The organism is Actinocorallia aurea, assembly GCF_054783995.1.
In genome coordinates, this window is record NZ_BAAGPQ010000019.1 from 77,022 (window position 1) to 98,234 (window position 21,213).

Sequence of the window (21,213 nt, forward strand, 5' to 3'; positions counted from 1 at the left end):
CATGACCCAGAACCAGGGGACCGTCCTGGAGATCGAAGGGCTCAACGTGTCCTTCGGGGAGGCCGAGGCCGTCGCGGACGTCTCCCTCGCTTTGGAGGCCGGGCGCTGCCTCGCCCTCGTCGGCGAGTCCGGCTCGGGCAAGAGCGTCACCGCGCGGTCCGTCATCGGGCTGGCCGGGCCGCGCGCGAAGGTCCGCGCCCGGACCCTGCGCGTGCTCGGCAAGGACGTCCTCGGCCTGTCGGCGAAGGGGCTCCGCGAGCTGCGCGGCCCGTCCGTCGGCCTGGTCCTGCAGGACGCGCTCGTCTCGCTCGACCCGCTGCGACCGGTCGGCAGGGAGATCGGCGACGCGCTCGCCCGGCACACCGGGCTGACGAGGGCCGAACGCCGCGCCAAGGTGGTCGGGCTGCTCACCGCCGCCGGGGTGCCCCGGCCCGAGGAACGGGCCGCGCAGCGCTCCGGCGAGCTGTCCGGCGGGCTGCGCCAGCGCGCGCTCATCGCCTCGGCCATCGCGCTCGACCCGCCGCTGCTCATCGCCGACGAGCCCACGACCGCCCTCGACGCGACGGTGCAGGAGCAGATCCTCGCACTGCTGCTGACCCTGAAGGATGCGGGCACGGCGGTCCTGCTCATCAGCCACGACCTCGCCGTGGTCAAGCGCATCGCCGACGACATCGCGGTGATGCACCACGGGAGGGTCGTCGAGCACGGCACCGCCGAGCAGGTCCTCGGCGACCCGCGCGACGACTACACGCGCCGGCTCATCGCGGCGATCCCCGGCGACCGCCCGCGCGGCGTCCGGCTGTCCGGCCCGCGCCTGGAGACGGCAGAGCGGACGCCGCCGGCGGAGGTGCCCGACGAGGAGATCCTCACCGCGACGGGCCTCGCCAAGTCCTACACCGGACCCGACGGGGTGCTCAGGCCCGTCGTCGAAGGCGTCTCGTTCGTGCTCAGGCGCGGTAGGACGCTCGGGCTCGTCGGCGAATCCGGGTCGGGCAAGACGACGACCGCGCGGATGGCCCTTGGGCTGGTGCGGCCCGACGCGGGCGAACTGCGCCTGGCGGGCCGCCCGTGGAGCGCGCTGCCCGAACCGGAACGCCGCCCGGAACGCCACAGGATCGGGGCGATCTACCAGGATCCGCTCGGCTCGTTCGATCCCCGGCACACCGTCGGGCAGATCCTCGCCGACGCGCTCAGCCGGGGCGAGACGATCCGGCCCCAACGGCACGCCAAGGAGATCGCCGAGCTGCTCGACGCGGTTGGGCTGCCCGCTTCCGTCGCCGACCGTCGCCCGCTGCGGCTGTCCGGCGGGCAGCGGCAGCGCGTCGCGATCGCCCGCGCGCTCGCCCCCCGGCCGGAACTGATCGTCTGCGACGAACCCGTCTCGGCGCTCGACGTGCTCGTCCAGGCCCAGGTCCTCGACCTGCTCGACGACCTCCAGCGCGACCTCGGCCTCGCCTACCTGTTCATCTCGCACGACCTCGGCGTCGTCCGGCATGTCAGCGACGACGTCGCCGTGATGGCCGACGGCCGGATCGTCGAGTCCGGCCCGGCCGAGCGGGTCTTCGCCGCGCCCGAGCACGACTACACGCGGGGGCTCCTCGCCGCCGCGCCCCGGCTCACGGGCGCCTGACCGATCCCAGACCCCCCTTTCTCCAGAAGGACAGAGGATGACGCTTCACTACAACGCGTTCGTCATGAACACCGCATCGCACATCCAGCACGGCCAGTGGCGGCATCCGGACTCCGGCCAGGTCGACTTCAACGACGTGGAGTTCTGGGTCGATCTCGCCAAGCGGCTGGAGGCGGGCCGCTTCGACGCGATCTTCTTCGCCGACGTGTCCGGGCTGTACGGGCCGGGCGACGGCGACTACGAGGTCTACACCCGACACGGCCTCCAGATCCCCAGCAACGACCCGGCCGTCCTGCTGTCGGCGCTCGCGGTGCACACCGAGCACCTGGGCCTGGCCTACACCAGCGGCATCTACCAGTTGCCGCCGTTCACCTTCGCCCGGCAGATCTCCACCCTCGACCACATCTCCAAGGGCCGCGTCGCCTGGAACGTGGTCACCGGCACCCAGGAGAACGGAGCCCGCAACCTCGGCCTCGACGGCCTCGTCGCGCATGACGAGCGGTACCGGCGGGCCGAGGAGTACGTCGACGTCGCCTACAAGCTCTGGGAGGGCTCGTGGGACGACGGCGCGCTCCTGAAGGACCGTGCGAGCGGGGTCTTCGCGGACCGTTCCAAGATCCACAAGATCCGGCACAAGGGCGAGTACTACTCCGTCGAGGGGCCGCACCTGCCGTCGCCGTCGGCGCAGCGCACCCCGCTGCTGTTCCAGGCCGGCGCGTCCGACGCCGGCCGCTCCTTCGCCGCCCGGCACGCCGAGGCGGTGTTCATCGCCGCGCCGAGCCCGCAGGTCGCCGCCGAAGGCATCGCCGCGACGCGGAAGCTCGCCGTCGAGGCGGGCCGTCTCGCCTCGGACATCAAGTTCTTCCAGGGCATCTCCTTCGTCGTCGGTGCCACCGAGGAGGAGGCGCGTCGCAAGGAGGCCGACCTGGAGGAGTACATCAGCACCGAGGGCCTGCTCGCCCACATGAACTTCGGGACGCGCCCCGACGGCACCGTGTACCCGCCCGAGACCCTGCTCAAGGACATCGACACCGAGGCGAGCAAGGGCATCCTCGAGTGGCTGCGACGCAGCGTTCCCGACCGGGAGCCGCGGGTGGCCGACCTCGGGGCGATCCTCGCCAAGCGCGCCCGGATCGTCGGGACGCCCGAGCAGATCGCCGACGCCATCCAGGAGTGGGCGCACGCGGGCGTGGACGGCATCAACGTCGTCAACTGGCGGCTTCCGTCCTCCTACCAGGAGTTCATCGACCACGTCATGCCCGTTCTGCGGGGGCGAGGCCTCGCCCAGGAGGAGTACGCCGACGGCTCGCTGCGCAAGAAGCTGTTCGGCTCCGACCTCATCAACGACCGCCACCCCGCCGCGCGCCACCGCGGCGCGTTCAAGGAGTCCGAATGAACGCCCCGCTGCCCGTCGCCGGCGAAGAGGCGGCCTACGAGGAGCTCGCGGCCCGGTTCCGGCCGGTGTTCGCGCGGATCGCTGAGGGCGCGGTGGACCGGGAACTCCGCCGCGGCCTCGCCTACGAGCCGATCGCCTGGCTGAAGGAGGCGGGGTTCGGCGCGGTGCGGGTGCCCGAGGAGTTCGGCGGGTCCGGCGCGAGCGTCACCCAGCTGTTCCGGCTGCTGGTCGAGCTCGGCGAGGCCGACTCGAACCTGCCGCAGATCCTGCGCGCCCACTTCGGCCTGCTCGAGGAGCGGCTGCACGACGCCGACGGGGAGGCCCGCGAGCGCTGGCTGAAGCGGATCGGCGCGGGCGCGATCATCGGCAACGCCACCACCGAGATCGGCGGCGGAGCCCTCGGCGCCGTCGCGACCGTGCTCACCGGCGACGGGCCGACGTGGCGGCTGACCGGCACGAAGCACTACAGCACCGGCAGCCTCTACGCCGACTGGATCGCGGTCCTCGCCCGCTGCGGCGACGAGGCGCAGGGCTTCGCGCTGGTGCCCGCCGACGCGCCCGGAGTCACCCGCGTCGACGACTGGGACGGCTTCGGCCAGCGCCTCACCGGCTCCGGCACCACGGTCCTGGACGGCGCGGAGGTCGAGCCCGCCGACGTGTTCTGGTTCGCCGACCGCGGCCCCAGCTACATGATCGCCTTCTACCAGCTGTTCCATCTGGCGGCGCTCAGCGGCATCGCCCGCGCCGTCGTCAGGGACGCCGTCGAGTACGTCCGGGGCCGCAAGCGCGTCTTCAGCCACGGCAGCGGCCCGTCGGCGGCCGAGGACCCGCTCGTCCAGCAGGTCGTCGGGCGGCTGTCCGGGCTGGCGTTCGCCGCCGAGGCGACGACCCTCGCCGCCGTCGCCCGGCTCGAGTCGATCAACACGCGGAGGGCCGCCGGGGACGTCCCGCAGGAGGCGTTCGACGCGGCAGAGATCGCCGCGTCCCAGGCGCACCTCACCGTCGCCGACACCGTCCTGCGGGCGGCGACCCTGCTGTTCGAGACCGGCGGCGCCTCGACCGTCCAGCGCGAGAGGGCGCTGGACCGGCACTGGCGCAACGCGCGCACCCTCGCGGTGCACAACCCGGTCATCTACAAGGAGCGCGTGGTCGGCGACCACCTGGTCAACCAGGCGGCGCCCGCCTACTCGTGGATCGTGGGAGTGAAGCAGTGAACCGACTCGACCTCGTCCCGGATCCGAGCGTCCCCGACGACCCGGAGTTGAGCCGCTGGCTGGGCGTCGCCGCCGAGGCGGCCGCTAAGCTGCGCGCCGACGTCGTGGAGCGCGACGCGGCCAACATGGAGCCGCACGCGGAGATGGCGCTGCTGCGCGCGCACGGGCTGCTCGCGCTGACTATCCCGGCGGAGTTCGGCGGGCACGGCGCGGCCTTCCGGACCGGCCTCATGGTCTCCCGGCTCATCGCCCGCACCGACGCCTCCGTCGCGCACATCCTCGCCTACCACTACGCGTGGCTGCGGGTCCTGGAGCACTTCCGGACGCCTGAGGCCGACGGGCAGCTCCGCGAGACCGCCGCGCGCGGCCTGCTGTGGGCGAGCCCGGGGCACAACCGGGCCGGATTCCCGAAGCTGATCCCGGCGGGCGGCGGCCACGTCGTGACCGGCGACAGCGGCTTCGCGACCGGCGCGCCCGTCTGCGACCGGATCTTCACCCGCGTCGTGCACGCCGAGACCGGCCACGCGATGGTCGTCGCGGTCGACGCCGCCGCCGAGGGGATCGCCTACACGGGCGGCTGGGACGTGCTCGGGCAGCGCCTCACCGCGAGCCGCGAGATCACCCTGACGGACGTGCCCGTATCCGCCGAGGCGATCGTCGCCGACCTGGGCCCGCTGGACGCGGCACCGCCGCCGCACCAGTCGCTCGGCGTGCTCAACTTCCAGCTCATCTTCGGCACCCTTCAGCTGGGCGTCGCGGAAGGCGCCCTGCTGGAAGGCGCCGAGTACACGCGCACCCGCACTCGGCCGTGGTACCACTCCCTGGTCGAGGAGGGCAGCGAGGAGCCTTTCATCCTCCAGGGGTACGGCGGTCACGTGGCCCGCCTCCAGGCGGTCTCCGCCCTCGTCGACCGCGCGGAGAGGGCCCTGGCATGGCTGCACGCCCGCGGCCCGGAAGCGACCCCCGCCGAGCGCGCGGCCGTCGCCGAGACCATCGTCAGCCTGAAGATCTCCTCCACGGAGGTCACGCTGAAGGCCGCGTCCGAACTGTTCGACCTCACGGGCGCCCGCTCCACCGGCACCGAGTACGCCCTGGGCCGCTTCTGGCGCGACCTGCGCACGCTGAGCCTCCACGACCCGGTCGCCTACAAGCAGCACGAGCTGGGCCGCTACTTCGTGAACGGCCACGAACCCGAAGCCTCCGGGTACCGCTGACCGTCCGCCGGTCCGGGCCCCGGCGACCCGGACCTCATCGGTCGGCGGAGGCCTCGTCGAACAGGGCCTCAGCCCACCCCCACATGCCGGTCCCCGCCGACGGATCCAGCACGCCCAGCACGTCGAGCACGGCGTGCAGCAACCGGTCGTCCTCGTTCACATACCCCGTAGTCATGACGGCGAGGATGCCGACACCCCCGCCGTGCCCGCTTCCCAGATGACCAGTCCTTGGCGGTCACGCACGCGAACAGTGAAGCAACCGCCGCCGAGGCGACCTTCGGCTGACCAACACCAGACCTCGCGCGAGCGCGGGGCGGGTCAGCCGAGGCGGCGGCAGACGTGCGCGCGGAGCGCTGGGAGCAGGGCCGCGGCCTCGGCGGGCGTGACGTCGGCGCGGCGGCCGGTGAACGCCGCGGAGACTTTCTCCACGATCGCGGCGGCAGGCAGGCCCTCGTCGAGGAGGGAGCAGATGGCGACGGCGCGGCGGAGCGCGCGGCGCTTCTGCGGGCCGTTCCGCACGAGGCGGGGGTCGGCCTGCGCCAGCGCGGCGAGGAACGCCCTGCGGTCGGCGGACGGCACCTGGTCGTAGGCGTCCGCCCGCGAGGTGGCCGTCTGCGCCGCGCCCTCGGCGACGGACGCGCGCCCTCCGGGCGCCTCCGCCGCCGACGCCGCGCAACCGCCGGTGAGCAGGAGGGCGGCCACCACGCTCGCGATTCGCATAAGGGCGAACGTAGCGACGCGCCGCCCGGCCCGTCCGGGAATCGGCGCAGGCGGTACGGATCGCGCCTGAAGGCCTTGCCCTTGACGCGCGGGTGAGGGGTTACGGTTCCGGGCGCCGGGCCCGGCGGAAGGGCCCGGACCTCAAGGAGGCACGTCATGGGTGTTGCGGTAGGGCAAGGTGTGATGCGGGAGATCCGGGTCGCCTCGGTGCCGGTGGGACTGCCGTCCGAGCGGGATCTCGCGTTGGTGGAGGCGCCGGTCCCGGCGGCGGGGGAGGGCGAGCTGCTGGTGCGCAACCGGTGGTTCGCGGTGTTCCCGTCGCTGCGGACGCTGCTGGGCGGCGGGGTGCCGGGCACGCCGTTCCCGGCCCTGCGGGCGGGTGACGCGCTGTTCGGGCCCGCGGTCGGCGAGGTGGTCGCGGCCCCCGCGGGCGGCCCCGAGCCGGGCACGCTCGTCGCGCATTTCCTCGGGTGGCGGGATTACGCCGCGGTCCCTGTGGCAGAGGCGGTCCCGCTGGACGACACGCTGCCCGACCCCGCCGCGCACCTGTCGCAGGGCGCGCTCGCGTACGCGGCCCTCACCCGGGACGCGGCCCTGCGGCCGGGGGAGACCGTGCTCGTGACGGGCGGAGCCGGCGGCGTCGGGTCGATGGCGGGCCAGGTCGCGCGGCTCCTCGGCGCGGGCCGCGTCATCGGGAGCACGGGCTCGGCGGAGAAGGCGGCGCGGATGACGGCGGAGCTGGGCTACGACGCCGTCGTGCCGAGAGACGCCGCCGGGCTGGCCGAGGCCGCGCCGGACGGCGTCGACGTCGTCATCGACACCGTCGGCGGCGCGCCCCTGCGCGCCGCGGTCGCCGCCGCCCGGCCGGGGGCGCGGATCGTGCTGGTCGGGACGCTGGGCGGCCAGCTCGACCCGGCCCGGACCGGCACCGACGCGCCGGTCGAACTGGACACCTTCCAGCTCGTCGCCAAGGCGGTCATGCTGCGCGGATTCGGCGGCCTCGACCCCGAGGAGCGCAGCGAGGGCACCCGGCGGCTCGGCTCCTGGCTGCGCTCCGGCGAGATCCGCTTCCCGCACACGCGTGTGCCGGGATTGTCCGGCGCGCCCAGGGCGTTGACCGAACTGCTGGCGGGCGTCCATCTCGGCACCGTCATCGTGGCGCTCTAGGCCCGGGAGGGGACCATGCGGATCGGGGACGCGGCGGCGGTCACGGGCACCACGCCGAGGGCGCTGCGCCTGTACGAGGAACGCGGCCTGCTCACGGTGCCGCGGACCCCGTCCGGTCAGCGCGAGTACGGGCCGCCCGAGCTCCGCCGCGTCCGCACCGTCCGCCTCCTGCTGTCGCTGGGCCTCACCATCGAGGACGTCCGCTCCTCGGCGGACCGCCTCGACGCCTTCGACGGCGAAGGGCTGCCCGCCTACGGGACGGCGCCCTGCCACTCCTCCCAGGGCGTCGCCGCCTCCCGCCTGGCCGCCCTCGACGCCGAGATCGCCCGCCTCACCCTGCTCCGCACCCGCCTGGCCGCCGCCCTCGCCACCCCGGCCGCCCACCCCTGCCGGACCACCCTGGCCGCCCACCCCTGACGGGAGAGGACCCCTGCACGGTGTCCACAAGTCCTCGTGCGCGCCGCGGCGCGAAGCTAGCGGCGCTTCCCGTGAGCGTCATCGGGGGAGGCGGTTCTGTCCGTCGGGGAGCGGCGCGGACGTGCTGTGGCTGGCGGTGAGTTCGGCGCCGAGGCGCGCCAGTTCGGCGCGGACGGTCTCGGGTTCGGTCACTTCGATGAGGGCGCCCCAGCCTGCCAGGTGGCGGGCGAGGTCGAGCGGGGTCGGGGCGGCGACGCGGGCCCGGGAGCGGCCGTCGCCGAGGTCGGCCTCGCTGCGGCAGTGGCGGCCGAACCTGTCGTGCAGGACGGGGAGGAGACCGGTCGGCAGCAGGACCGTCGCCCAGGTGCGCGAGCGCCGCTCCTCGATCTCGCCGACGGTCTGCGCCCAGGCCTCGGCGAGCACGAAGCCGTCCGGGCGGGCGAAGACCTCGTCCGTCGGCTGCGCGCCGAGGATGCGGTCGAGCCGGAACGTGCGGCGGCCCCGCTCCGTCCCGGCGATCAGGTACCAGGTGGCGTCCTTGTCGACGAGGCCCCACGGATCGACCAGCCGCTCGCCGGGCGCGCCGCGCACGGCCCGGTACTCCAGCCGGACCCTGGTCCGGCGCACCACGCAGCCTTGCAGCAGTTCCACCAGCGGCGGACGTCCGGTCTCGTTCTCGCCCCAGCCGGCCGGGTCGACCATGGTGGCGTCGGCGGCGGCCGCGGCGTCCGCGCGGAAGGTCCGCGGCAGGGCGCGGAGCAGTTTGCGCAGCGCCGTGCGCGCCTCGCCCGACCCGGCCGCGGCGGGGCCGAGCAGCAGGAACAGGCTGCGCGCCTCGGGTTCGGTGAGTCCGCTCAGGTCGGTGCGCGCGCCGCCGACCAGGGCCCAGCCGCCGCCTCTGCCCGGCTGCGGGTACACCGGCACTCCCGCTGCCGACAGCGCCTCGAGGTCGCGGCGGGCCGTCGCCACCGAGACCTCCAGTTCCCGGGCGAGGTCAGCGGCCTTCACCCGTTCCCGGGTCTGCAGGAAGAGAAGGGCGGCGACGAGCCGATCAGCGCGCATGAGTCCAGAATGCCCGGAAAAGTGCTCATGAGGTGAGCACTTTGCGGAGCAGCATGGGGTTCGACGAAAGGAACAGCCCATGTTGCGAGGACTCACCACCGTCAGCTTCTACGCCGACGACGTGGCGGCGGCCGCCGCCTGGTACACCGCCTTCCTGGACACCGACCCCTACTTCCGCCGCCCGGCCGAGGGCCCCGCCGCCTACGTGGAGTTCCGGATCGGGGACCACCAGCACGAACTGGGCATCATCGACGCCCGCTTCGCCCCCCACCGAGGTGAGGGCGGCGCGATCGTCTACTGGCACGTCGACGACGTCGAGTCCGCCGTCGACCGTCTGCTGGACCTGGGCGCGACCCTCCACGAGAAGCCCACCGAGCGCGGCCCGGGCTTCACCACCGCCGCGGTCCGCGACCCCTTCGGCAACCTCCTGGGCGTCATGTACAACCGCCACTACCTGGACATGTCCGCCCCCTGACCGACCGCCCCCTGACCGACCGCCCCCTGACGGACCGCCCCCGGGCAAGGCCTGCGCCCGGCCTGTTGCGCGTGGGCCCTGGCGCTCCGGCGATGCCGGTGTGAACGACTCGGGACGGCTGGTCGATTCACCCCTGAGCCGCGGTGGTCCGCGAGGACCACCGACCGGTCACCGCTGCCTGATCAGCCCGTGGGCCGTGGGTCCCGCGGCAGGGGCGCGGGAACCGCGGCGGCCGCCCGATCGGGGGCTCAGCTCTGGCCGGGCTTCAGCTCGATGGAGAGGCCCTCGAACTCGGAGCAGAGGGTGGTGTCGTGGAGAAGGCGGCCGTGGGCGAAGCGTTTGCGGCCTTCCTCGCGCACGTAGTCGATCTCGAAGTGGAGTTCGGTCTCGATGGGGGTGAGGGCGCGGAAGGAGGTGTTCAGGTAGGCGGTGCGGGAGGGGAGGCGGGTGCCGGAGGAGTTGGCGAGGTGCCCGAGGAGCGCGTCGAAGAGCAGGGTGATGGCGCCGCCGTGGACGGCCGAGGCGCGGCCCAGGTAGTACCGGCCGAAGGTGACCCTGCCGCGCAGGCGGGTGGCGTCGCAGTGGTCCACCGTGTAGACCGGGACGAAGGTCTGCCCCTGCCCCGGGCCGGCCAGATGACCCACGACCTGGAGCGACTCGGGCACCTGGTGCTCGGCGAGCTCGGCGGAGATCCGCTCGAAGTGCCCCCGCATCCGCGCGGACAGGGCCGGGGGCACGTCCGCACCCATCAGCCTGTCGTTCAGCAGGCGCAGCGCCTCGATCATCGGCGCGAAGTCCGGGCCGCCGTGATCGGCGGGCCAGACGACGCCCCAGCTCTCGGGCGCGGCACGGTGCGGGAGGGTCTGTTCGCTCATACCCGGCATTGATATCTGATCTGTCAGGGATCACTGACGGCCGGGTGGCCCTCAGCGCATCCCGAATCCGCCCGAGCACCCTTCACCGACACGGTCCATGTGATCGCGTTCCGCCACCCCGCCGCCTCCCTCACGTGAGGGAGATCGCGCTCAGTTCTCCTCGGCGATCGACTGGATGCGGAGGTCGAGGCTGCGCTGGAGGTGGGCGCGCATCTCGGCGCGGGCGGTCTCCGGATCGCGGTCGCGCAGCGCGGTCATGATCCGTCCGTGCTCGGCGTTGAGGAGTTCGAGGTCCCCGTAGGACGCGGGCGGGCCGCTGTCGTAGATCCGCAGCCGCGTCGTGAGCTTCTCCAGCAGCGACGTGATCGTCGTGTTGTGCGCGGCCTGCCACAGCGCCTCGTGGAAGCGGAAGTGGTTCGCCCGGCCCGTCGCCTCGTCGGCGGCGGTGCAGCACAGGTCGTGCTGGCGGGCCATCCGCGCGAGGTCGAGGTCGGTGCGGCGCAGCGCGGCGGCGCCGGCGGCCTCGGCCTCCAGGCCGATCCGCGCCTCGTAGATCTCCACGACGTCCTCGGGGCGGCCTGACCTGACCCGGTATCCGCGTGCGGCCCGCTCGATCAGCCCGTCGTGCTCCAGCAGCGTGAGGGCTTCGCGGATCGGTGCCCGCGACGTCCCGTAGCGGCTGCTGAGCGCGGTCTCCAGGAGGGTCGAGTCGCGCGGGAACGCGCCGTCCAGGATGTCCTGGCGGAGCTGCCAGTAGTGGGTGAGCCGGTCGGGGTGGGTGGTCTCGGTCAAGCGGGCCTCCGGGGGCGGTTTCGCCTAATCCTACCAACTGGGTAGTCTTGTGGAGACGCGTGTCGACACATGTCGACATGATGCGACACAAGGGGGAATTTTCGGAGTGCAGGAGTTGATCTCCGCGGCCGAGCTGGCCGCGATCGGCGACGCCCTCGTCCTCGACGTGACCGTGCGCCTGGCCGCGGCGGAGTTCGACGGCGACTACCGCTCGGAGTCCGGCAGGGGCCCGTGGCTCGACCGGCACATCCCAGGCTCGGCGCACGTGGACCTCAGGACGGTCTTCGCCGACCCGTTCGCGTCCTTCCACTTCGGCAGCCCCTCCCCGGCCCAGGTCGCCGCCGAGCTCGCCGAGCTCGGCGCCGTCCCGGGCCTGCCGATCGTCCTCTACGACGCAGGGTCCATGCAGTGGGCGGCCCGCGCCTGGTGGACGCTCCGCGACGCGGGCTTCGAGGCGCGCGTCCTGGACGGCGGCCTGCCCGCCTGGCAGGGCCCCGTCGCGTCCGGCGAGGAACCCGCCCGCCCCGCAGGGTGCCTTCCCGACCCGGGAAACAGCCGCGGCCTGTGGGCGAACCGCGCCGAGGCGCAGGCGCTGAGCCTCGGCAAGGCCCCCGGCGCACTCGTGTGCGCGCTGGGTCCCGACTACCTCGCCGGCGTCAACCCGACCCGCTACAGCCGCCGCGGATACATCCCCGGCAGCCTCAGCGTCCCCGCCAAGAGCCTGCTCACCGCGGAAGGCACGGTCCTTCCGGGCGCGGACCTCTCCGCCGCCCTGGCCGCCGCGCCCGGCGACCGGGATGAGCCCATCGTCGTCTACTGCGGCGGTGGCGTCTCCGCCTGCCTCACCGCCCTGGGCCTCGTCCTCGACGGCCACACGAACGTGCGCGTCTACGACGGCTCCCTTGAGGAGTGGAGCGCCGACCCGTCTCTGCCCCTCGTCTTCACCTGATCCCCCCGCCCGCCCTCAGAAGGGAACGTTCCATGACCGCCTCCGCCTCCGTCACGCCCTCCGCCGAAACCGCGGCCGCCGCGCTGGAGCGCCTGCGCGAGACCGTGCCGCTCGTCCAGTCGCTCACCAACATCGTCTCGGCCAACTACCTGACCAACGTGCTCCTGGCCGCGGGCGCCACCAACGCCGTCATCGACAACCCGCACGAGGCCGCGTTCTTCGCCGGAATCGCCGGGGGCGTCCTGGTCAACCTCGGCACCCCGACCGACTTCCAGGCCGCGGCCTTCGAAGAGGCCGCGCGCACCGCCCACGAGAAGGGCACCCCGTGGGTGCTCGACCCGGTCGGCGTCGGCGGGCTGCCCTGGCGCACCGGGCTCGCCGCCGAACTGCTCGCCCACCGGCCGACCGCGATCCGCGGCAACGGCTCGGAGATCTCAGCGGTCGCCGGGCTCGGCGGCGAGGGCCGCGGCGTGGACAGCTCCGCCGACGCCGCCGACGCGGTCCCGGCCGCGCTCGCCCTCCTCGACGTCGCCGGCGCCGTCTCGGCCTCCGGCCCCGTCGACTACATCGTCGGACGGGTCGACGGCACGCCGCAGACCGTCCGCGTCCACGGCGGAAGCGCGCTGCTGCCGCGCGTCACCGCCACCGGCTGCTCGCTCGGCGCCCTGTCCGCCGCCTACCTGGCCGTCGCCGACCCGTTCACCGGCCTCGTCGCCGCGCACGCCCACTTCGCGGTGGCTTCCGAGCGGGCCGAGAAGAACTCGTCCGGCCCGGGCACCTTCGCCCCGGCCTTCCTGGACGCGCTCGCCTCGGTCTCCCCGGACGATCTGCGCGAGAGCGCCCGAATCGAACAGGTGTGATCGCATGACCGTCAAGACCTTCTGGTACCTCAGCCCAGCCGACGGGGAGTACCCGTGGAGCCCGGACGGCCTCTACGACTTCGACCCAGCGCGCTACATCAAGCTCGCGAAGACCATCGACCAGGGAGGCTTCGAAGGCGCCCTGGTCGCGACGTGGCCGAACGACCCGTTCGTCTCGGCGTCCGTGGCTGCCGCGCACACGACGTCGATGAAGTTCCTCGTCGCGGTGTACGCCCGGATGATCCCGGCCCGGCTCCTGTCGGAGAAGGCCCTCGCCTTCGACGCGTTCTCTGCCGGCCGCCTGCTCATCAACTCGGTCAACGGGCGCGACAACATTCTCACCAAGTACGGGATGCAGACCGAGCACGACGAGCGCTACGAGCTCGGCCGCGCCTACTGGGAGGACTTCCGCCGCCTCTACCGGGAGGGCGCGGACTCCAACTTCCCGAACACCCCGCTGCGCATGGAGCCGACCGCGCCGAACGGAGTCCCGGTGTGGGGCGCGGGCGACTCCGAGGCGGGCCTCGCCAACTCCGGCCAGGTCCTCGACGCCTACCTGACGATGATGCGGCACCCGGACTTCCTCGCCGAGAAGTTCGGCACGGCCCGCGCGTCGGCCGAGGCCGCGGGCCGCGAGCTGACGGACTTCGGCGCGCTCGCCGGCGTCATCGTCCGCCCGACGGAGGCCGAGGCCCTGGACAGGCTCGCGTCCCTCTTCGAGGTCACCGGGATCGAGCGGATCACCGAGGTCCTCGACCAGGCGGTCCGCCGCCGCACCCACGGCGCCCAGGACCTGAAGACCTTCACCGCGCGCGACGCCCTCCGCCAGAGGTGGGTCGACACCCTCCTCGCCGGGCGGCTCCCGCACCCGCGCGACCTGAAGATCGGCGACAACCTCTACGCGGGCATCACCGCCTGGTCCCCGCTGGACATCTTCAGCACAGGCTCCTCGGCCGTCTACCTCGTGGGCACGCCCGACGCCCTCGCCGCGACCGTCGCCGACGCCCGCACCCGCACCGGCCTCACCGCCCTGATCCTCGCAGGCTGGCCCCTCACCGAAGAAGCCGACCAGGTGGCCGAACACCTCATCCCGAGGTTCAACGCGATCCCGTAGACCTTCGGCGGGCGCCGCACCCCGCACTCCGGGTGCGCGTTCCGGCGAACCGGATGGGTCGGACCGAGTCCGGGCCGCCGCTCGCCAGGACCCGGCGCCGCCCACGGCAGGCTGAGCCCGCCGACGGCTCCGAGCGCCCCGCACCGGCCGGGTCGGGACTCCGTGACGGCCGTCGCGGAGCCGCGCCGCCCGGCCCGGGTCGGCCTGTCCCTCATCCCGCGGTCTCGTCGGGCGCGACTCGACGCGGGCCGGGTCCTCCGCGCGAAGCGAGGGGGGAACGCGTCCGGTCTACGGGTGGGTGTGGAGGACGGCGAGGAGGCCGTGGGACGGGGTGCCGTCGGTGGATCGCCAGGGGCCGGAGACGTGGGCGGTCGCGTTCGGGGGGAGGACGGGGACGCCGTTCGGGGCGGGGGTGAGGACGCGGTGGAGGCGGAGGGTCGTGCCGTCCCGTCCGGACAGTTCGGTGGCCTCGCGGTCGTCGGTGGGGGTGCCGGTGAAGCCCGCGAGGGAGGTGCCGTTGAGGCAGGCGCGGGTGATGGTGCGGTCCGGCGTGTCGCTGGTGTTCTGGTCCTGGGGTTCGGCGCGTCCTTCGATCAGGGCGAGGAGTCGGGCGACGAGGACGGGGTCGTGGGCGCCGTCGTAGGCCCAGCGGCGGCCCAGCACGCCGTGCTCCATGGTGCCGACGAGGGCGTGGTCGGCGCCGTCGAGTGGAGCGGCCCGGTAGGTGAGCGGCACGAGGTAGGCGACGGGTTCGGGGGCGGCGGTGTCGGTCACGATGAGGAACTCGATGCCGACCTCGTCGGCGGGGTCGTCGAGGCGGAAGCCGCCCGCCTTGGCGAGGTCCGGCGTGCCCGGACCGGCGTACCAGGGTCGGGAGGGCAGCCAGGAGGTGAGGAGTTCCAGCTTGGACGGCTGGAGCGTGGTGCGGTGGATGACGGCCATGCCGGGGTCCCTCCGTTGGTCGGGTGCGCGTCCGCATCCTCGCACCGCCGCGCCGGAATCACCCGCGCTGCGCCCGGTCGCGCTCGGCGTCGAGGAGGGCGCCGATCCGGACGGTGTCCTCGCCTCGGCGCAGGGCCAGGCCGAGGAGGACCGTGCTGATGTGGTCGTGGAACGGCGGCGGGGCGTCGAGGGCGCCGGAGGACGCCAGCGCGGACAGCTGGGGGAGGGGGCGGCCGTCGGCGAGGAGGCGGTGGACGTCGCGGGTCAGGTCGCGGCCCGCGGCGGTGGCCGCGTCGGCGCGGATGCGGGCGACGGCGGCGCCGAGGGCGCAGGCGGAGACGAGGTCGTAGGCGTGCAGGGCTTCGGCGGGGGTGAAGCCCTGCCGGACGCAGAGGCCGAGGGCGGCGTCGATGTTGTCGGCCATGGCCTCGGCGCTGATGGCGCCGTCGATGTACTGCCTGAGCAGGCCGGGGTCGGCGACGAAGGCGCGCTGGATGTAGGTGGCCCACTCGTGGAACCAGACGGCCCAGTGCTGCCCGTGGTCGACGGGCAGGGCGAGGCGGCGCGCGGTCTGGTCAGCGGCGAGCGCGAACAGATCGTCGCGGCCGGCGACGTAGTGGTACAGGCTGGAGACGGTGACGCCGAGGCGTTCGGCGACCGTGCGCATGCTCAGGTCGGTCAGCGGGAGGGCGCCGGCCGCCGCCGCGATGGCGGCCCGGTCGATGCGCGGCGGCCTGCCCTTGCGGGGCGCGGTCCGCGCCGGGGCCGCCCGGTCCGCGGGGCCGGGCGGCTGGCGATCGCTCACGGTGCTCCGAAGGTAGCGGGACGGGTCAAGTCGTCAGGATCGCAGACCGACCTCCAAGGTGGGGTGCCGCCCCTGCGCGAGGAGGTCGGCGCGGGCGTGCAGTTGGGCGGCGGCGTCGCCGAGGTCGTCGGTGACGCAGTAGACGCCTTTGAGGACGCCTTCGAGGAGTTCCGCGGCGAGCTCGTCGAGCGGGCGCAGGGCGAGTTCGGCGCCGCGTTCGGCCATGAGCGCCTGGAACTGCCGGACGGTCATGCCGGGCCGCGCCCGGGGCCGTTCGCGGGCGAGATCGGAAGGGCGGTTGCGGTCGGCGGTCCACAGGCCGGTGTCGAGGACGCCGCCGCCCGGCAGGAACAGCGAGACGCCGAGGGGCGCGCCCTCGGCTTCGAGCCGCGCGGCGAGGCATTCGGTGAGGGTCGCCACGGCGGCCTTGCTCGCCGCGTACACCGACGCGTCCGGCAGCGGGTTCACCGCCCCGTCCGCGGACGCGGTGTTGACGACGTGGCCGGGCTCGCCGCTCGCCAGCATCCGCGGCACGAACGCCTGGACGCCGTGCGCGACCCCGAACACGTTGACGGAGTGGACCCATCGCCAGTCGTTCGGCGTCGTCTCCCACGGCGCGGCCGACGGGGCGCCGACCCCCGCGTTGTTCACCAGCACGTGAACCGCCCCATGGCTCGCGAACACCCCTTCGGCGAGCGCCTCGACGGACGCCGGATCGGTGACGTCGCACCGCACCCCGGTGACCTCCCCGCCCAGTTCTTCGACCGTGGCGGCGAGCGCCCCCTCCTCCACGTCGGCGAGGACGACCCGGGCCCGCTCCGCAGCGAACGCCTTCCCCAGCGCGCGGCCGATCCCGGACGCGCCCCCGGTGATGACGACGGTCCGGCCCGCGTAGCCGGTCAGACGGGCGCTCACGCGCCGCTCCCGTGGATCTCCGCGACGGTCGGCCCCACCCGCTCCACGTGCGGGGCGAGCGCGTCGAGGTCGAAGCCGTACACCTCGGCGGCGGTGAGCCCGAGGATGCGCCGCGCCTCGTCCTGCGGGATGCGCCCGAACCGCTCGGTGAGCCACGGCCTGGTGTTCGGCCAGGTGCCTTCGGGGTGCGGGTAGTCGCTGCCCCACATGAGGTTCCCGATGCCGATCTCGTGCCGCCGGTCGACCTCGACGTCGCCCATGACGGAGGCGGCCATGAAGCAGTTGCGGCGGAAATACTCGCCGGGCTTCATGGTGAGGCCGGAGCGGAAGGCGGCCGGGCCGAACTTGCGGGTGGCGTGGTGGCCTTCCCACTTGCTGTCCATGCGGCTGATGATGTCGGGCGTCCACCACGCGCCGTTCTCGGCGATGACGTACTTGAGGGCGGGGTGCCGCTCGAAGACGCCGCCGAGGATGAGCGCCCAGAGCGGGCGGGCGGCCCACCAGTAGGCCTCGGTGGCGTAGATGGCGATGAGGCCGGGGGTGTAGCCGTAGTCGTCGGGATCGGGGCCTACGCCGGAGTGCGTGTGCACGGGTAGGCCGGTCGCGGAGGCGGCCGCCCAGACGGGGTCGTAGACAGGGTCGTTGTACGACGGCAGAGCGCCCCACTTGGTCGGGATCATGATGCCGCCGCGCAGCCCGTGGCCGGCCGACCACTCGATCATCTTCACCGCGGCGCCGATGTCGTGCATCGGCACGATGGCGACGCCCGCGCGGCGCTCAGGGCTGTCCTGGCAGAACTCGGCGATCCACCGGTTGTGCGCCCAGGCTCCGGCGAGGGTCATCTCGGCGTCGTCGTCGCCGGTGGAGCCGAGTCCCGCGGAGAACGGGGTCTTGGCGACGCCGCCGACGCCGGCCGAGTCCGCGTCGGGGAAGACGACCTCGGCGGCCACCCCGTCGTGGTCCATCTCCTTGGTGCGGACGGCAGGGTCGTAGGCGCCCTTCATGCCGCCGTGGTGGCCGATCTCGGAGTTCCACTCGGCGAGGAACCTGCGGTGCTCGTCGTTCTCCGCGAGCTGCCGCATGGCCTCGGCCTCGACCTGGGCGGCGTCGAACGCCTCGTGGTACTTCGCGTCGATGTAGTCGCGGTAGCCCTCGGCGGGCAGGCCCGCGTGGGAATCGGTGGAGATAAGGACGAAGCGGTCGCTCATGGGGTGTCCTTCACTGATACCGGATCGGGGCGAACGGGGCGAACGCGTCAGGGTCGAGCGGGCCGACGACCTTGGGCGCGTTGACGCTGGACCGGCGCTGCCACGTCAGCGACAGGAGTGCGCGGACCGGCAGGTCGACGACGGGGCAGCCGGGCAGCTCCCGCAGGACCAGAACGCCCTCGACCCGCTCGACCGAGGCGGGCCTGCGGGTCTGCTCCATGACGACGAGCAGCGGTGCGCCGTCGAATCCGGCGCCGGAGACGGCGGGGGACGCCTTGATCCAGAACTGCCTGGCCGGATAGGGCTCTGGCGTCGGGAGCGCCCCGGTGACGCGCCCCGTCATCTCGATGAACGTGACGCCCTGGCGGGTGATGGTGCCGGAGACGGCGTCGCCTTCACGGGTGAGGGAGATGTCCGCGAGCTTCTTCGGCTCGCCGAACCGCTCGCGGCTGATCGCGATGGCCGGCTCCAAGTCGATCGGGATGAGCAGCGGGTACTCGCCGGGCCGCCCGTCGAGCTCGGCCTCGACGGCGAAGTAGCCGACGAGTTCCTTGTGCCGGTGCTCGCCGAACGTGAGGTCGATGTCGGTGACGCGGACGTGCACGCGCGGCTCGGCCGGCGGCTTCAGCGGGGGCGGGAGGACCTCGGCGAGGGCGGCCGGGTCGGTCAGGTAGACGGCTTCGAGGGCGGGCAGCGGCGGCAGGCCGTCGGCCAGGCTCGGGCCGGGCTTGGTCGGGGGCTGCACCCAGCGGGTCAGGCTCATCGGGTCTCCTGCTCGGTGTGGTCCGGCTGCGAATAGAACTGCCGGGACCAGCGGCGGTGCTCGGCGATGTCCTTCTCCATGGGCCGCAGGACGGGCGGGTCGCGGTAGACCTTGTTCTCCCAGATCGGGATGTCCTGGCTCAGACCGGTGCAGAACATCTCGGCGGCCTGCTCGGCGGCGTCGTCGCCGTTCGCGCGGGGCGCGGTGAAGACCCAGCGGACGTGCACGCTGTCCTCGTCGAGCGGGGTGGTGCTGGACAGGAACGTGGCGAAACCCTCGACGCGCAGGACGCCCAGGCCCAGCCCGAACCCTTCCCGCACGAAGGCCCCGCCCCGCCCTACGGCCCGCTTGTACGCGCCGTCCACGAAGAACTCCTCCTCGGGGACGGCGTCGGTGCCGTGGACGAACTTGAAGTGCGCCCGGTCCACGTTGTTCTCGGCCATCTCCTGGCAGCACGTCGCGATCTGGAACTCGCGGACGACGATCGGCAGCCAGTCCGGATCGTGGAACTCCGGCACCTCGGGCACGTCGTAGAAGGGCGCGCCGCCTTCGAGGTGGTGCCACGCCCAGATCATGTGGTTGCGCTCCAGCACCGGATACGCCCGCATGCCCGCGCGCCGGGGGATGTGCGCCACCTCGTCGTAAGGCACATCGACGCACTCGCCGGTGGCGCCGTCGAACTTCCAGCCGTGGAACGGGCAGCGGATGCACCCGTCCTCGACCTGCCCGCCGACGGCGAGATGCGCCCCGAGATGGGAGCAGTGCGCGTCCATGAGCCGCGCCGCGCCGTCCCTGCCGCGGAACAGCACGAGTTCCCGTCCGAAGCAGTGCACCGGTACGACGTCGCCGACCGCGAGGTCCGCCGCCGCGGCGACGATGAACCACCCGTTCGGCACGGGGAACGGAAAGCGCCCCCGCGCCTCCCGGAGCACCCGGGGCCTGCGCCCGGGTTCGAACAGCAACCGCGCGTCCCCGGGCATCGGCAGCCCGGGCAGGTTCCGCGGCGGAGGACCTTCCGGAGATGGGAGGACTTCGGTCCAAGGGGTGGCCACCAGCGCGACCTCATTTCCGAATGATTTTTTGAAATCTCTTCGAAAATACATCGCCGAAGCAGCCCGTCAAGGCCCGAAATCTTGGGCTCGGCGCGAGCGAGCGGGTCTGCCCGCTCGCGCCGAGCCCGGTGGCCACGGGTAACCGGAAAAGGCGTCAGATCTTGGTCGCGCCGTGGTCGACGGTGATCTGGGCGGCGGTGACGGTGCGGGACTCGTCGGAGGCGAGGAAGAGGACGGTCTCAGCGATGTCCTCGGGTTCGGAGATGTTCGGCTTGAAGAGGAGCTGGCCCATCGCCGCGCCGTAGGAGGGGTTGTCGCCGAAGACCTGCTGCCCTTCGACGCCCATCTCGCCCATCGGCGTGCGAACGCCCCACGGGTGGATGGTGTTGACCCGGATCCGGTACGGCGCGAGTTCGATCGCGGCGGACTTCGCGAGGCCGACGACGCCGTGCTTGGCCGCGCTGTAGTGGGACTGGCCCGGCAGGGACTTGATGCCGGCGACGGAGCTGGTGGCGATGATCGAGCCGCCGTTGCCCGCCTCGATCATCGCGGGCGCGGCGGCCCGCAGGGTGTTGAAGACACCGGTGAGGTTGATGTCGATCATGTCCTGCCAGCGCTGCGAGGTCATCTCCCAGAAGCGGCCCCAGGTGACGATGCCGGCCTTGGCGACGACGATGTCGAGCCGTCCCAGCTCGGCCACGCCCCGGGCGACGAGCGCCTCCAGCGCGGGCAGGTCCCGCACGTCGGCGATGGCGTGCACGACGCGGCGGCCGAGCTTCTCCACCTGCGCGACGGTCTCGGCCAGCTCCTCGGGGGTGGCGGCCGCGTAGTCGGTGTCGGTGGGGGAGGCGCACAGGTCGGTGAGGATGAGGTCGGCGCCCTCCTCGGCCAGTCTGACGGCCTCGGCGCGGCCCTGTCCGCGTGCGGCTCCGGTGATGAGGGCGACTTTGCCCTGGACCCTGTTCATGCGTTCCTTCTTTCGTCTTACGGCCGGTGGCGCGGGTCCGCGGCGCACCAGGGCCGAACTCCAGCGGCTGATCGGGGTGCGGGCCGCCGAGCTGTTCCAGGCCAAGGGTTTCCAGGCCACCACCGTCGAGGAGATCGCGGGAATCTCGCTGCGCACCTTCTACCGGCACTGCCCCGTCAAGGACGACGCGCTGACCCCGCTGCTCGCCCAGGGCGTTGACGACGTGGTGGCGGTCCTGGCCGCCAGGCCCGCCGACGAACCCCTCGTGGTGTCCGCGAGGGCCGCGCTGGTGGAGTCCACGGCGCGCACCGGCGAGAACAGTCGGAGCATCGCCCGCGTCATGCTCGCCGAGCCTTCGCTGAAAGCCCGCTGGCTCGCCGCGGGCAGGCAGGCCCAGGACCTCCTCGCGCCGGCCCTCCGCGAACGCCTCGGCCGAGGGGCCGGCGAACTCCAGGCGGCCGTCGCCGCCGGGCTGCTCATCAACGTCGCCACCACGGCCCTCGAACACTGGGCGCTGCACGACGTCGGCCCGCTCGAATCCGTCGTCGAGGAGGCCTTCGACGGCGTCGTCCACCTCATCGCGCGCTGACCGGGTGCGCGTCCGGCGAATCCGGGTAGGGGAAGAGGGCGAGGAGTGCCGGAATCCCCCCGTCGGGCGCTGGGCGATGTGAGCGAG

Annotated in this window: 23 protein-coding genes; 11 read left to right on the plus strand and 12 right to left on the minus strand. The window is 73.4% G+C overall.

Annotated features, from left to right (window positions below; translation table 11 throughout):
• Position 1 precedes the first annotated feature (1 nt).
• The 4 genes from ACYVOM_RS23540 to ACYVOM_RS23555 are packed head-to-tail and all read left to right on the plus strand — an operon-like array spanning position 2 to position 5,454.
• Complete coding sequence (locus ACYVOM_RS23540; RefSeq protein ID WP_460305637.1) at positions 2-1,630, plus strand: dipeptide ABC transporter ATP-binding protein; 1,629 nt, start codon at positions 2-4, stop codon at positions 1,628-1,630.
• Positions 1,631-1,667: 37 nt separating this feature from the next.
• A complete protein-coding gene (locus tag ACYVOM_RS23545) occupies positions 1,668-3,026 on the plus strand; it encodes an LLM class flavin-dependent oxidoreductase (protein ID WP_460305638.1) in 1,359 nt (452 codons plus the stop codon).
• Entirely contained in the window at positions 3,023-4,240 is a 1,218-nt protein-coding gene (locus ACYVOM_RS23550) for an acyl-CoA dehydrogenase family protein (protein ID WP_460305639.1), read from the plus strand. The genes ACYVOM_RS23545 and ACYVOM_RS23550 overlap by 4 nt, the downstream gene beginning before the upstream one ends.
• Positions 4,237-5,454: an acyl-CoA dehydrogenase family protein gene (locus ACYVOM_RS23555; protein WP_460305640.1), complete on the plus strand. Its 1,218-nt coding sequence runs from the start codon at positions 4,237-4,239 to the stop codon at positions 5,452-5,454. The genes ACYVOM_RS23550 and ACYVOM_RS23555 overlap by 4 nt, the downstream gene beginning before the upstream one ends.
• A gap of 34 nt (positions 5,455-5,488) precedes the next feature.
• Here the strand turns inward: ACYVOM_RS23555 and ACYVOM_RS23560 are convergent, their stop codons facing one another.
• The gene (locus ACYVOM_RS23560; protein WP_460305641.1) at positions 5,489-5,629 is read right to left on the minus strand and encodes a hypothetical protein; all 141 of its coding nucleotides are present in this window, start codon (positions 5,627-5,629) and stop codon (positions 5,489-5,491) included.
• A 143-nt stretch (positions 5,630-5,772) separates the two neighbouring features.
• On the minus strand, positions 5,773-6,174 hold the full coding sequence (locus tag ACYVOM_RS23565) for a DUF732 domain-containing protein (protein ID WP_460305642.1): 402 nt from the start codon (positions 6,172-6,174) through the stop codon (positions 5,773-5,775).
• Positions 6,175-6,357: 183 nt separating this feature from the next.
• Between ACYVOM_RS23565 and ACYVOM_RS23570 the strand changes: the two genes are divergently transcribed.
• Both ACYVOM_RS23570 and ACYVOM_RS23575 read left to right on the plus strand, forming a co-directional pair.
• Positions 6,358-7,341: a zinc-binding dehydrogenase gene (locus ACYVOM_RS23570; protein WP_460305643.1), complete on the plus strand. Its 984-nt coding sequence runs from the start codon at positions 6,358-6,360 to the stop codon at positions 7,339-7,341.
• Between the two features lie 15 nt (positions 7,342-7,356).
• On the plus strand, positions 7,357-7,758 hold the full coding sequence (locus ACYVOM_RS23575) for a MerR family transcriptional regulator (RefSeq protein WP_460305644.1): 402 nt from the start codon (positions 7,357-7,359) through the stop codon (positions 7,756-7,758).
• Positions 7,759-7,836: 78 nt separating this feature from the next.
• Here ACYVOM_RS23575 and ACYVOM_RS23580 read toward each other — a convergent pair whose 3' ends face one another.
• Entirely contained in the window at positions 7,837-8,820 is a 984-nt protein-coding gene (locus ACYVOM_RS23580; protein WP_460305645.1) for a helix-turn-helix transcriptional regulator, read from the minus strand.
• A gap of 79 nt (positions 8,821-8,899) precedes the next feature.
• Here ACYVOM_RS23580 and ACYVOM_RS23585 point away from each other — a divergent pair, with 79 nt between their 5' ends.
• Positions 8,900-9,295 (plus strand): VOC family protein, encoded by a 396-nt coding sequence (locus ACYVOM_RS23585; RefSeq protein ID WP_460305646.1) that lies wholly within the window; start codon positions 8,900-8,902, stop codon positions 9,293-9,295.
• A 248-nt stretch (positions 9,296-9,543) separates the two neighbouring features.
• Here ACYVOM_RS23585 and ACYVOM_RS23590 read toward each other — a convergent pair whose 3' ends face one another.
• Both ACYVOM_RS23590 and ACYVOM_RS23595 read right to left on the minus strand, forming a co-directional pair.
• Positions 9,544-10,170 (minus strand): PaaI family thioesterase, encoded by a 627-nt coding sequence (locus ACYVOM_RS23590; RefSeq protein ID WP_460305647.1) that lies wholly within the window; start codon positions 10,168-10,170, stop codon positions 9,544-9,546.
• A 150-nt stretch (positions 10,171-10,320) separates the two neighbouring features.
• Positions 10,321-10,962 carry a GntR family transcriptional regulator gene (locus ACYVOM_RS23595; RefSeq protein WP_460305648.1) on the minus strand — a complete coding sequence of 214 codons (642 nt, stop codon included), beginning with the start codon at positions 10,960-10,962 and terminating at the stop codon, positions 10,321-10,323.
• Positions 10,963-11,068: 106 nt separating this feature from the next.
• Here ACYVOM_RS23595 and ACYVOM_RS23600 point away from each other — a divergent pair, with 106 nt between their 5' ends.
• The 3 genes from ACYVOM_RS23600 to ACYVOM_RS23610 are packed head-to-tail and all read left to right on the plus strand — an operon-like array spanning position 11,069 to position 13,885.
• Entirely contained in the window at positions 11,069-11,911 is an 843-nt protein-coding gene (locus ACYVOM_RS23600; protein ID WP_460305649.1) for a sulfurtransferase, read from the plus strand.
• A gap of 32 nt (positions 11,912-11,943) precedes the next feature.
• A complete protein-coding gene (gene thiM / locus ACYVOM_RS23605) occupies positions 11,944-12,771 on the plus strand; it encodes a hydroxyethylthiazole kinase (RefSeq protein WP_460305650.1) in 828 nt (275 codons plus the stop codon).
• A 4-nt stretch (positions 12,772-12,775) separates the two neighbouring features.
• Positions 12,776-13,885, plus strand: coding sequence for an LLM class flavin-dependent oxidoreductase (locus ACYVOM_RS23610; RefSeq protein WP_460305651.1), 1,110 nt, complete (start codon positions 12,776-12,778; stop codon positions 13,883-13,885).
• 288 nt (positions 13,886-14,173) lie between these two features.
• Here the strand turns inward: ACYVOM_RS23610 and ACYVOM_RS23615 are convergent, their stop codons facing one another.
• The 7 genes from ACYVOM_RS23615 to ACYVOM_RS23645 all read right to left on the minus strand — a co-directional run bounded on the left by ACYVOM_RS23615 (position 14,174) and on the right by ACYVOM_RS23645 (position 20,537).
• Entirely contained in the window at positions 14,174-14,827 is a 654-nt protein-coding gene (locus ACYVOM_RS23615; protein ID WP_460305652.1) for a maltokinase N-terminal cap-like domain-containing protein, read from the minus strand.
• 58 nt (positions 14,828-14,885) lie between these two features.
• Positions 14,886-15,632, minus strand: a complete 747-nt coding sequence (locus tag ACYVOM_RS23620; RefSeq protein WP_460305653.1) for a TetR/AcrR family transcriptional regulator — start codon at positions 15,630-15,632, stop codon at positions 14,886-14,888.
• Between the two features lie 33 nt (positions 15,633-15,665).
• Positions 15,666-16,547, minus strand: a complete 882-nt coding sequence (locus ACYVOM_RS23625) for an SDR family NAD(P)-dependent oxidoreductase (protein ID WP_460305654.1) — start codon at positions 16,545-16,547, stop codon at positions 15,666-15,668.
• A complete protein-coding gene (locus tag ACYVOM_RS23630; protein WP_460305655.1) occupies positions 16,544-17,755 on the minus strand; it encodes an amidohydrolase family protein in 1,212 nt (403 codons plus the stop codon). The genes ACYVOM_RS23625 and ACYVOM_RS23630 overlap by 4 nt, the downstream gene beginning before the upstream one ends.
• 10 nt (positions 17,756-17,765) lie before the next feature.
• Entirely contained in the window at positions 17,766-18,518 is a 753-nt protein-coding gene (locus ACYVOM_RS23635; RefSeq protein WP_460305656.1) for an acetoacetate decarboxylase family protein, read from the minus strand.
• Positions 18,515-19,480 (minus strand): Rieske 2Fe-2S domain-containing protein, encoded by a 966-nt coding sequence (locus tag ACYVOM_RS23640; protein ID WP_460305657.1) that lies wholly within the window; start codon positions 19,478-19,480, stop codon positions 18,515-18,517. Before ACYVOM_RS23640 ends, ACYVOM_RS23635 begins: the two co-directional genes overlap by 4 nt.
• Positions 19,481-19,724: 244 nt before the next feature.
• Entirely contained in the window at positions 19,725-20,537 is an 813-nt protein-coding gene (locus ACYVOM_RS23645) for a mycofactocin-coupled SDR family oxidoreductase (protein ID WP_460305658.1), read from the minus strand.
• Here ACYVOM_RS23645 and ACYVOM_RS23650 point away from each other — a divergent pair.
• Positions 20,536-21,126, plus strand: coding sequence for a TetR/AcrR family transcriptional regulator (locus tag ACYVOM_RS23650; protein ID WP_460305659.1), 591 nt, complete (start codon positions 20,536-20,538; stop codon positions 21,124-21,126). The two genes, ACYVOM_RS23645 and ACYVOM_RS23650, sit on opposite strands and share 2 nt — an antisense overlap.
• Positions 21,127-21,213 lie beyond the last annotated feature (87 nt).